General features: G+C 64.0%; 10 protein-coding genes. 3 read left to right on the top strand and 7 right to left on the bottom strand.

The features are described from left to right. The first annotated feature begins 86 nt into the window (after positions 1-86). From grxD to VDP82_RS08285, 3 genes are all read left to right on the top strand, one after another. Positions 87-422 carry a Grx4 family monothiol glutaredoxin gene (gene grxD / locus VDP82_RS08275; protein ID WP_323014375.1) on the top strand — a complete coding sequence of 112 codons (336 nt, stop codon included), beginning with the start codon at positions 87-89 and terminating at the stop codon, positions 420-422. A 232-nt stretch (positions 423-654) separates the two neighbouring features. Next, a complete protein-coding gene (locus VDP82_RS08280; RefSeq protein WP_323014376.1) occupies positions 655-1,869 on the top strand; it encodes an MFS transporter in 1,215 nt (404 codons plus the stop codon). 29 nt (positions 1,870-1,898) lie between these two features. Continuing rightward, entirely contained in the window at positions 1,899-3,245 is a 1,347-nt protein-coding gene (locus tag VDP82_RS08285) for a multidrug effflux MFS transporter (protein ID WP_323014377.1), read from the top strand. A 2-nt stretch (positions 3,246-3,247) separates the two neighbouring features. Here the strand turns inward: VDP82_RS08285 and VDP82_RS08290 are convergent, their stop codons facing one another. The 7 genes from VDP82_RS08290 to VDP82_RS08320 all read right to left on the bottom strand — a co-directional run bounded on the left by VDP82_RS08290 (position 3,248) and on the right by VDP82_RS08320 (position 9,965). Next, entirely contained in the window at positions 3,248-4,060 is an 813-nt protein-coding gene (locus VDP82_RS08290) for an inositol monophosphatase (RefSeq protein ID WP_323014378.1), read from the bottom strand. A gap of 19 nt (positions 4,061-4,079) precedes the next feature. Next, positions 4,080-4,907: an inositol monophosphatase family protein gene (locus VDP82_RS08295; RefSeq protein ID WP_323014379.1), complete on the bottom strand. Its 828-nt coding sequence runs from the start codon at positions 4,905-4,907 to the stop codon at positions 4,080-4,082. Continuing rightward, positions 4,904-5,776, bottom strand: a complete 873-nt coding sequence (gene ttcA, locus VDP82_RS08300) for a tRNA 2-thiocytidine(32) synthetase TtcA (protein ID WP_416347092.1) — start codon at positions 5,774-5,776, stop codon at positions 4,904-4,906. The genes VDP82_RS08295 and ttcA overlap by 4 nt, the downstream gene beginning before the upstream one ends. 98 nt (positions 5,777-5,874) lie before the next feature. Next, positions 5,875-6,945 (bottom strand): putative transporter, encoded by a 1,071-nt coding sequence (locus tag VDP82_RS08305; protein ID WP_323014381.1) that lies wholly within the window; start codon positions 6,943-6,945, stop codon positions 5,875-5,877. Between the two features lie 138 nt (positions 6,946-7,083). Then, positions 7,084-7,701: a 30S ribosomal protein S4 gene (gene rpsD, locus VDP82_RS08310; RefSeq protein WP_323014382.1), complete on the bottom strand. Its 618-nt coding sequence runs from the start codon at positions 7,699-7,701 to the stop codon at positions 7,084-7,086. 166 nt (positions 7,702-7,867) lie between these two features. Then, on the bottom strand, positions 7,868-9,109 hold the full coding sequence (locus VDP82_RS08315; protein ID WP_323014383.1) for an MFS transporter: 1,242 nt from the start codon (positions 9,107-9,109) through the stop codon (positions 7,868-7,870). A gap of 49 nt (positions 9,110-9,158) precedes the next feature. Beyond that, positions 9,159-9,965 (bottom strand): RNA methyltransferase, encoded by an 807-nt coding sequence (locus VDP82_RS08320; protein WP_323014384.1) that lies wholly within the window; start codon positions 9,963-9,965, stop codon positions 9,159-9,161. Between the last annotated feature and the right edge of the window lie 173 nt (positions 9,966-10,138).

Genomic DNA, 10,138 nt, shown 5'->3' on the forward strand with positions numbered 1-10,138 from the left:
AGCCACCTCGACAGCGCCCCAATCCTGACCTATCTAAAGGCCCGGACAGCCGGCCCTTGAAACCGGCCAAGCGAAAGGTTCCCCAAATGAGCGACATCAACGCCTTCATCGACGACAAGGTGAAGAATAACGACGTATTCCTTTTCATGAAGGGATCGCCCGATTTCCCCCAATGCGGTTTTTCCGGGCAGGTCGTGCAGATCCTGGGCTATCTGGGCGTTGATTATGGCAGCGCCAATGTGCTCGAAAGCGACGAACTGCGCGACGGCATCAAGGCCTATACCAACTGGCCGACCATTCCCCAGCTCTATGTGAAGGGCGAATTCGTCGGCGGCTGCGATATCGTGCGCGAGATGTTCCAGTCGGGCGAACTCCAGAAGCACCTGGAAGCGGCCGGCATCGCCGTCAAGCAGAGCGCGTAGTAGCGCCGGGACCCATCCTGAGAATATGGGCAGGGAGCCGCCGGCCCCCTTCCCCCCGAATTCCTCTTTTACCCCAGGTCATTCCGGCGCAGGCCGGAATGACCCGGTGGTTGGTGGCGGGTTCGGTTACTAAGACTGCACCCATCAGCAAAGCTGATGGCGGCTATTCATCAATGTCGCTTTGCCTCGGGGCCAGCGGCGGCTAGATTGGCGGCCGCTTTCGAGGTGCTCCATGTCCGCAACATCCCGCCCCGCCGTTCCGCTGCTGGTGCTGATCATCGCCGGCTGCATCATTGCCGCCGTGGGCAATGGCATCCGCAGCAGCTTCGGGCTGTTCACCCTGCCGATGACCGCCGATCTGGAGATGACGCGCGAAGGCTGGGGCATGGCCATGGCCATACAGAACCTGGTCTGGGGCATTGCCCAGCCCTTCGCCGGCGCATGGGCCGACCGCGTCGGCACCGGCCGCACCATCGCCGTCGGCCTGGCCATCTATGGGCTGGGCATTTTGGCCATGGCCTTTTCTCCCGATACCGGCTGGGTGACGCTCACCGCGGGCGTGATCGCCGGGGTCGGCATCGCCGTCAGTTCCTTCTCTGTGGTCATGGTGGCCTTCGGCCGCTCGGTGCCGATGGAAAAGCGCTCGCTGATCTTCGGCGTCGCCACTGCCGCCTCGTCCTTCGGACAATTCGCCTTCGCCCCGATCAGCCAGGGCTTCATCAACGCCTTTGGCTGGCAATCGGCCCTGGTCTATCTCGGCATTGCCCTGCTGCTGATCATTCCGCTCAGCTACGCCCTGCGCGGCCGCACCGAAAATACGGAAGGTCACGCCGACCTGCCCTTCATGGAAGCGCTGTCGCGCGCCTGGGGCCATGGCTCCTACCGGCTGCTGGTCATCGGCTTTTTCGTCTGCGGCTTCCACCTGGCCTTCATCAACGTGCATATGCCGGCCTATCTGGTGCACTGCGGGCTTTCCCCGGAAGTGGGAAGCTGGACGATCGCGGTCATCGGCCTGTTCAACATCGCCGGCTCACTGCTCTCGGGCTGGCTGGGCAGCCGCCTGCCCAAGCAGATGCTGCTGGCGATGATCTATTTCCTGCGCGCCATTGCCATCGGGCTGTTCCTGCTCGTCCCCGTCAGCGAGGTCACCGCCTATGCCTTCGCCGCCGCCATGGGCCTGCTCTGGCTCTCCACCGTGCCGCTGACGGCAGGACTGGTGACGCTGTTCTTCGGCGCGCGCTATATGGGCATGCTCTATGGCATCGCCTTTTTGAGCCACCAGATCGGCTCCTTCGTCGGGGTATGGATGGGTGGCTATGTCTATGACCAGACCGGCTCCTACAGCCTCGTCTGGTATATGGGCATCCTGCTCGGGCTGGCCTCGGCGGCGGTTCATCTGCCGATCAACGAACGCAGCGCCCCCCATTTCATTCCCCGCCCGGCCTGAGCGGAACCATCGCTGGCAAACATCGTTTTTTGCCGATAGAGTCTTGCAAATCCGCCAGTCCGGGTTCATGGTCCCGGCCGTCTTTTCGTCTGCGCCCTTCCGCGTCAGCGTCACCCCAGGGAAAATCGATGTCCGACCACTTCACGCGGGTGCTCTCGCGCCCTGAATTCATCGCCCTTGTGGCCGCGCTGATGGCGCTCAACGCCCTGGCCATCGACGTCATGCTGCCCGCCCTGCCCTATATGGGCGAGTCGCTGGGCGTCGCCAGCGAGAACGAGCGGCAATATGTCATCGCCGCCTACATGATCGGCATGGGCTTTGCTCAACTGGCCTTCGGGCCGCTGACCGACCGCTATGGGCGGCGCGCGCCGCTGCTGGCGGGCATGAGCATCTATGTGGTGGCTGCCCTGGCGGCGGTGTTCGCGCCCAGTTTCGGCGTACTCCTGGCGCTGCGCGCCATTCAGGGCATGGGCGCGGCCAGTGTGCGCGTCATCGCCACCGCCCTGGTGCGCGACCGCTACAAGGGCCGCGAAATGGCCGAGGTCATGTCCCTGACCTTCATGGTGTTCATGGCCATCCCCATCATCGCCCCCGGCATCGGCCAGGTGCTGCTGATGACCGGCCCCTGGCAGACCATCTTCATCTTCATGGGCGGGCTGGCGGCGATTTTCGGGCTGTGGACCTATTTCCGCCTGCCCGAGACCCTGCCGCTCGACGCCCGGCGGCCTCTGAGCTTCGGGGGCATCATCGACGGCTTCCGCATCGTGTTCACCAACCGGGCCGCCATTTCCTACGGCATGGCCGGCACGTTCCTGTTCGGGGCGCTGTTCGGCTTCATCAGCTCATCCCAGCAGATCTACGTCGATATCTATGGGCTGGGAGTGTATTTCCCCGTGGCCTTCGCCGCCATGGCGGGGCTGATGTCGATTTCGTCCTTCACCAATTCCCGCGTGGTGCGCCGCTTCGGCATGCGCCGGCTCTCCCATGGCGCCATTCTGGTCTACACCGGGTTCAGCTTCATCTGGCTGGCGCTGGCCCTGGCCGGCTTCATGCCGCTCTGGCTGTTCTTCACCCTGTTGGCCATCATCATGTTCAGCTTCGGCTGGGCCTCGGCCAATATGAATTCTCTGTCCATGGAGCCGCTGGGCGCCGTGGCCGGCACCGCCTCGGCGGTCTTCGGCTTCATCCAGACCGTGGGCGGCGCGCTGATCGGCGGCTTCACCGGACAGATGTTCGACGGCACCACCATCCCGGCGGCGCTCGGCTATTTCAGCATGGGCGTGCTGGCGCTGATCTGCATCCTCATCGCCGAAAAGGGCCGCCTGTTCGGGGTCGGCGAGGACTATGCGCAAGCCGATTCCGGCGGCGCGCACTGATTTTAGACCGTAAACACCTCGCGCCGCAGGTCCTGCCAACTGGCCTCGTCGGCGGCAACGATGAGCCCACCCGCCAGGTCGGTGGGGCGGTAGGGGCTGCCGTCGAACTTGGCGACATGGGCGCCGGCCTCGCGCATCATCAGCGCACCGGCAACATGGTCCCAGGGCATGAGCTTGTTATACATGAGGAAATGCACGTGGCCGCCCGCGGCCATGCGGTATTCGTGGCCGGCGCAGCGATAGCTGGCGAACATCTTGACCTTGGCCATATTGCCCAGAACCGCGCCGCGGATATCACCCGGCAGGTATGAGGTGGAGGCCAGCCCGCCCATCTCCGAGAGCGGTCGGGGCGCGGAGAATTTCTGCCGTACGCGGCGGCCATCGGGAAAAACCTGCCAGGTGCCGCAGTCGCGCTCGGTCATGAAGAAATCATCGCCCATCGGGTCATAGATCACCCCGGCGACCGGTTCGCCATTCTGCACCACGGCGGCCATGACCGCAAAAAGCGGCAGGCCGGCGGCGAAATTGGCCGTACCGTCAATGGGATCGACGTAAATGACGATTCGGTCCTCGAAGTTGGCCTGAAGCAGCGCCGGATTGGCGGCCACCGCCTCCTCACCGATCACCACGGTGTTGGGCGAATGGGCGTTGATCGCTGCGGTGATGGCGCGTTCGGCCGCCTCATCGGCTTCGGTCACCAGATCGAAGGCATGGGCCTTGGTGTGGATCATGCCCTCATCCAGCCGGCGGAAGCGCGGCAGGATTTCCTCCCTGGCGGCCTGGCGGAGAATGCCGGCGAGGCGATCGATATTCATGCGTTGTCCTTCTCGTTGCTCAGCCGGCCAGCGGCCCCAGAATTCCGTGACGAATGTCCACCCAGCTTTCGCGGTCGGGCGCGCTGAGCAGCCCACCCTCGATCTGGCCCGGCCGATAGGGCGAGCCGTCAAAATGGGCGCTGTAGCCGCCCGCTTCGGCATGGATGAGCACACCGGCCAGATGGTCCCAGGGCATCATGCGATGGGCGCCGTTGAAATGGGCCCGCCCGCTGGCGATCATCCAGTAGTCATAGGCGGAGCACCCATAGGCCATGGCCACGCGCACCCGCGCCAGATTGGCCGAGACATCCTGGCGCAGCGGCGTCGGCAAATTGCTGGCGGCAAGCACCGACACCATCTCCTCCAGCGCCACGGGAGCAGCCACCCGCAAGGCACGGGCGCTGCCATCGGGCCGGACCAGCCGCGCCCCGGCGCCGCGCTCGCCCACCAGGACGTCGCCCAGCATGGGGTCGGCGATAACACCGGCTACCGTCTCGCCCCGCCGCATGACCGCGAGGATGGAGCCGAACAGCCCGTTGCCGGCCGCGAAATTGAACGTGCCGTCCACCGGATCGATGACAAAGGCCAGTTCGGCCTCAGTCAGCCCCGCCATGACGGCGGGATCGGCGGCATAGGCCTCTTCCCCGAAAATCATGGCGTCGGGAAAGCGTGCCCGCAGCGCGGCGGTGATGACGCGCTCGGCGCCCAGATCGGCCTGGGTCACCAGATCGTAGGTGGAGGATTTGCTCTCGATATCGCCATCGCCCAGATTGCGGAAGCGGGGGGCGATTTCCTGCCGACTGGCCGCGCGCAGCACCTCGGCCAGGTCCATCACGTCAATGGTCATGCCGTCGCCCTCTTGTCGAGAAGGCCGGCGAAGTCGAACAGGCGCGTATCGAGCATGTGGCTGGGATTGATATTGCCCAGGGCGCGGATCATCACGTCCTTGCGGCCGGGCATGCGCTTTTCGATATCGGCCAGCATGGCCTTCATGGCGTTGCGCTCCAGCCCGTCCTGGCTGCCGCACAGATCGCAGGGAATGATGGGAAAGGCCATGGAATCGGAAAAACGCTGCAAATCTTCCTCGGCACAATAGATGAGGGGGCGCAGCACTTCGATGTCGCCTTCGTCATTGAGCAGACGCGGCGGCATGGCGGCGAGCTTGCCGCCATGGAAAAGATTCATGAAGAAGGTCTCCAGGCTGTCGTCGCGGTGGTGGCCCAGCACCAGCGCCGAGCATCCCTCCTCGCGCGCGATGCGATAGAGATTGCCGCGCCGCAGGCGCGAACACAGCGAGCAATAGGTCGCTCCCGCCGGCAGCTTGTCGGTGACGATGGAATAGGTGTCCTGATATTCGATGCGATGGGCAATGCCCAGGCCCGCGAGATAGTCGGGCAATATATGCTTGGGGAAATTGGGCTGGCCCTGATCGAGATTGCAGGCGAGCAGTTCCACCGGCAGCAGGCCGCGCCATTTGAGGTCGAGCAGCAGCGCCAGCATGCCATAGCTGTCCTTGCCGCCCGAAAGCGCCACCAGCCATTTTTCGCCCGGCCGCACCATGGCGAATTTCTCGATGGCCTCGCGCGCATTGCGGATGAGGCGCTTGCGCAGCTTGCTGAACTCGACGCTGCGCGGCGCCTGCCCATAGACCGGATGCGCGCCGGTTTGGCTGTCTTCGGAGGTTTGCTCGGCAAGAAGGGCGGCGTCGGTCATCATCGGCCTGGAACAAAGAAGGGGACTTGCGTCCCCCTCTTAATCCACTCGGCCGGGCGACACCACAACCTCGTGCCGCCAGGACAGGAAAACCGCCTCGCTCAGCCCCTAACGGGCTCCGTCTCGGGCATGGCCACGTCATGGCCGGTATTGTAGCGATCCAGATTGGCCTCGAATTCGTGCAGACGCTTCCAGATCGAGCGCAACTCGGTGATGATGGTCCAGCGGTCGAGGATGACGCGGAAGGCGCCGTCCACCCGGTCATAGGCATTGCTGGCCTGGTTGAGCACGCCGAACGTCACCGCGCCGGTAAACACGCCCGGCCCCATCATCAGCAGCGGCAGGATGGTGGTGAACTGGCCATACAGGTTCGACCAGGCATCGAAATAGCCATAATGTAGATAGAGCCGGTGATAGTTGATGCGGATGCCGGTGAAGAGCGAAAACAGCGTCTCGGGCCTGGCATGGTCGTGCTTGTTGTCCTCGCCCAGCACCAGCTCCTTGCGGAAGGCCGCTTCCACCTTCTGGTTGTTATATTCGAGGCCGGGCAGGAAATAGCCCACGAACCATGAAATGGTCATGCCGCCCACCGTCACCAGCAGGGCCGCCCAGACCAGCGAGCCGGGAATGTCGCGGATGACCGGCAGGTCGACATCGGCGCTGATGGTCCAGAGCACCGGAATGAAGGCGATCAGGGTGAGCACCGAGCGCACCACCGCCAACCCCAGGCTTTCCACGATGGTGGCGAAGCGCATCGTATCTTCCTGAATACGCTGGGAGGCGCCTTCGATCTCATGCTCCACGCTGCGCCAGCGGGGAATGTAGTCCTCGGTGATCGCCTGGCGCCAGCGGAAGGCATAGAGCCGCGTGATGTAGAGCGTGACCACCTGCAACGCCATATAGGGCATGGCGATCCAGGTGAAGGAATTGGGCGAGGGCAGCGTAATCACGCCGAAAAAGGTGAAGGGTTCGAGCTGGGGTGAGAACAGCAGCGACCAGAACTCGGATATGTCGTGGCCGGCCGGGGCCTGCAACATATCGTAGAACACACGGTACCAATTGTTGATGAGCACCGTGAACTGCACCTGGATGAAGATCGAAACGATCAGGAACAGGCCGCCCCCATAGGCCCAGGCGGCCCAGCGGCGGTTTTGGAAGAAGGCTTTTAGCATGTGACACCCTAGTCCCGAATGGCCAGCCAATCGGTCACAGAATTGCGGCAAGCACAAGCAGGCTTTGGCACGTGAACAAAATTTAAGGGCCGCTCCAGTGGAGCGGCCCTCGAAACAAGTAGGAAAATACTGCCGAAATCAGCGCGAATAGAATTCGACGACCAGGTTCGGCTCCATCTGCACCGGATAGGGCACGTCGCCCAGGGCCGGAACGCGGGCATAGGTGGCGACCATCTTGTTGTGGTCGACTTCCACATAATCCGGCACGTCACGCTCGGCGAGCTGGACGGCTTCCAGAACGACGGTGAGCTGCTTGGAGCGCTCGCGCACCTCGATCTTGTCGCCGATCTTGACCTGGTAGGACGGAATGTTGACGCGCTTGCCGTTGACCAGCACGTGGCCGTGGGACACGAACTGGCGGGCAGCGAACACGGTCGGCACGAACTTGGCGCGATAGACGATGGCGTCCAGACGGCTTTCGAGCAGGCCGATCAGGTTCTCGCCGGTGTCGCCCTTGCGGCGGGCGGCTTCGTCATAGAGCTTGCGGAAGCTCTTTTCGGTGATCGAGCCGTAATAGCCCTTGAGCTTCTGCTTGGCGCGCAGCTGCAGGCCATAGTCGCTCAGCTTGCCCTTGCGGCGCTGGCCATGCTGGCCGGGGCCATAGGCACGGGCATTGAGCGGGGACTTCGGACGGCCCCAGATGTTTTCGCCAAGACGGCGGTCAATCTTGTACTTTACGGAATGACGCTTCGACATCGCGTATCCTTTTCAAACGTTGAACGGATCGCGCCCTCCTCTGCCCTGCTTTCGCAGGGCCGACAGACTCCCAACAGAGAATCCCGGGTGCGCCTATGGGCCGAATGGCCGGAATAGGTGGGCGGGTCTTATAAGCCGCCCGGCCCGGAGTCAAGGGCAGGCGCCCTCAATCGGCCATGCGCCGGTCCAGCGTGCGCTGATTGCGCAACTGCGGAAAGAGCCGGCTCCAGGTGACGGCAACGGCCATGGCGCCCACCCCGCCAATGACCACCGCCGCCACCGGCCCGAGAAAATGCGCCACCGTGCCGGCGCGGAATTCGCCCAATTCGTTGGAGGCGCCGATGAACACGGAATTGACCGCGTTGACCCGGCCGCGCACTGCCTCGGGCGTCCACAGCTGCATGATGGTTTCGCGAATGGTGACGCTGACCATATCGGCCGCGCCCACCAGCGCCAGCGCCGGAATGGACAGCCAGGCCGTGGTGGAAAGCCCGAAAATGACGGTGAAGAGCCCGAACAGCCCCACGAACAGGAACAGCACCTTGCCGGCATGGTCGCGCACCGGAAAGCGGGTGAGCCAGAGCGACATGGCGATGGCTCCGATGCCCGGCGCCGCGCGCAACAGGCCCAGCTCTTCGGGGCCGGCATGCAATATATCCTTGGTATAGACCGGCAGCAGCGCCACCGCCCCGCCCATCAGCACCGCGAACATGTCGAGCGAAATGGCGCCCAGCACCACCTTGTTGGAAAAGATGTAGCGAAAGCCGCCGAAAATGGTTTCCAGGCTCGTGGCCTGGCCGACGCTGCGCTGGGCCGGCTTGGGAATGAGCACGACGCAGACCATGGCGATCAGCAACAGCAGCGCACCGGTGCCGAAAGGCACTTCCGGCCCCAGCCCATAGAGCAGCCCGCCCGCTGCCGGACCCATGATGGCGGCGAACTGCCAGGCCGAGGCATTGATGGTGATGGCGTTGCTCAAGGCCTCGGGCGGCACCAGATTGGGCGCCAGCGACTGCGCCGCCGGGCTCCAGAAGGCGCGCGCCGTGCCCAGCGCCACCAGGATGGCGAAAATCGGCCAGACTTCATGCGCGTGAGCATGGGCGAAGGCCAGGAATCCCAGCGCGCAGCCAAACTCCACCCCCAGGCACACCGCCATGATGGCGCGGCGGTTGAACCGGTCGGCGGTGAGCCCCGTCACCAGGATCAATACCAGCGCCGGAAGGAACAGGCTCAACCCGACCAGCCCGAGCAGGAACACATTGCCGGTAACGTCATAGATCTGCCAGGCGATCGACACCGACATGATCTGGACGGAAAACCCCACCAGAAGCGTGGTGAGCCAGAAAAAACGGAAGCCCCGATAATGGAAGGCGAGGCGGGACGTCTCGGTGGGGGCGGCGCTTGTCATGCTTCTGACTTGCCACGCCCCAAAGGCGCCGTCAAAGGCGGAAAGCGCTCTATTCGTCGGTTTCCGTCTTGGGCGCACGGTTCGGGTTGGGCCGCAGATGGCGCCTGTCGATGGAGGAGATAACCCCGCGCAGCGTGCGGATCTCCTGGCTGGAGAAATTGCCCCGCGTCAGGGCCGTGCGCAGATTGTTGACCATGCTGGGACGCTTGTCCGGCGTGGTGAAAAACCCGGTCTGGTCGAGCACCCCTTCAAGATGCTCGAAAAGCCCAACAAGCTCGCTGCGTGGCGCCACCTCCGAAAGCCCGCTGCCAAAGGGCAATTGCTCCCCGTCCCTGCCGCCATGGCGGCGCCATTCATAGGCGAGGATGAGCACCGCCTGGGCGATGTTCAGCGAGGCGAAGGCCGGCTCCACCGGCAGGGTGACAATGGTGTCGGCCATGGCCACTTCCTCGTTGAGCAGCCCCCAGCGCTCGCGGCCGAACAGCAGCGCCACGCCCTGCCCGGCGGCAATGCGGGCCGCCATGCGCTCGGCCGCTTCATCGGGGCCGATCACCTCTTTCTGCATGTCGCGCGAGCGCGCGGTGGTGGCCAGCACCAGATGGCAATCGGCGATCGCCGCTTCCAGCGTCTCGAACACGCGCACCCGTTCTATGACGTGATCCGCGCGCGAGGCGGCCGCGACGGCCCGCTCATTGGGCCAGCCGTCGCGCGGGCGCACCAGGCGCAGGTCCCACAGGCCGAAATTGGCCATGGCCCGCGCCGCCGCCCCGATATTCTCGCCCAATTGCGGCTCGCACAGAATGACCGCCGGCGCGGGAAGAAGCTCGATCTTGATGGAAGTATCGGTGCCGGCCATGTCGCCCCATCCTGTTGAAAGGTGGGGCGCTCATAACCGGTTTTACCCCGATTGGGCAATTCAGGCGACGCGGTGGCGTGGCGGAAGATCGTGAACCTTGCCCGAGCGCCGCCACTCGCGGTCGAGAATGGCGAAACGCAATTCCTCGTCCCATTCCCCCTGGAACAGCGCAT

This window comes from Devosia sp., from assembly GCF_034675085.1.
Lineage (GTDB): Bacteria > Pseudomonadota > Alphaproteobacteria > Rhizobiales > Devosiaceae > Devosia.

Coding starts and splice junctions, on each gene's coding strand:
- grxD (WP_323014375.1), top strand. CDS start 87: ATGAGCGACATCAACGCCTTCATCGACGACAAGGTGAAGAATAACGAC.
- VDP82_RS08280 (WP_323014376.1), top strand. CDS start 655: ATGTCCGCAACATCCCGCCCCGCCGTTCCGCTGCTGGTGCTGATCATC.
- VDP82_RS08290 (WP_323014378.1), bottom strand. CDS start 4,060: ATGAATATCGATCGCCTCGCCGGCATTCTCCGCCAGGCCGCCAGGGAG.
- VDP82_RS08295 (WP_323014379.1), bottom strand. CDS start 4,907: ATGACCATTGACGTGATGGACCTGGCCGAGGTGCTGCGCGCGGCCAGT.
- ttcA (WP_416347092.1), bottom strand. CDS start 5,776: ATGATGACCGACGCCGCCCTTCTTGCCGAGCAAACCTCCGAAGACAGC.
- VDP82_RS08305 (WP_323014381.1), bottom strand. CDS start 6,945: ATGCTAAAAGCCTTCTTCCAAAACCGCCGCTGGGCCGCCTGGGCCTAT.
- rpsD (WP_323014382.1), bottom strand. CDS start 7,701: ATGTCGAAGCGTCATTCCGTAAAGTACAAGATTGACCGCCGTCTTGGC.
- VDP82_RS08315 (WP_323014383.1), bottom strand. CDS start 9,109: ATGACAAGCGCCGCCCCCACCGAGACGTCCCGCCTCGCCTTCCATTAT.
- VDP82_RS08320 (WP_323014384.1), bottom strand. CDS start 9,965: ATGGCCGGCACCGATACTTCCATCAAGATCGAGCTTCTTCCCGCGCCG.